The organism is Paracoccus methylarcula (assembly GCF_003007735.2).
GTDB classification, from domain to species: domain Bacteria; phylum Pseudomonadota; class Alphaproteobacteria; order Rhodobacterales; family Rhodobacteraceae; genus Paracoccus; species Paracoccus methylarcula.
This window is the reverse complement of sequence record NZ_PXNQ02000028.1, coordinates 1-297: the sequence shown is the minus strand read 5'-3', so window position 1 is coordinate 297 and position 297 is coordinate 1. Positions and strand designations below refer to the sequence as shown.

Annotated in this window: 1 protein-coding gene; it reads left to right on the top strand. The window is 62.0% G+C overall.

Annotated elements, in window-relative coordinates; translation table 11 throughout:
• Positions 1–297: calcium-binding protein (locus A7A09_RS20455; protein WP_148043741.1), on the top strand; the 297-nt coding region annotated here is incomplete at both ends.

The following is a 297-nucleotide window of genomic DNA, read 5'->3' as shown; positions in this document are numbered from 1 at the left end:
GGGAACGACCATATCCGGGGCGGCGGGGGCAATGACGAACTGCATGGAAGCTACCACAGGGATCTGCTTGTCGGCGGATATGGGAACGACACGCTCCTTGGCGGAGGCGGCAATGACACGCTGGTCGGAACCGGGGGGCTGAACCGGCTATTGGGCATGCATGGACATGACCGGATCGTCGGTGGCGATGGCCACGACATCGTCAGGGCGGGAACCGGAAATGATACTGTTTTCGGCAAGCGGGGCAATGACCGGCTCATGGGCGACGATGGGCACGATATCCTCCATGGCAATGCC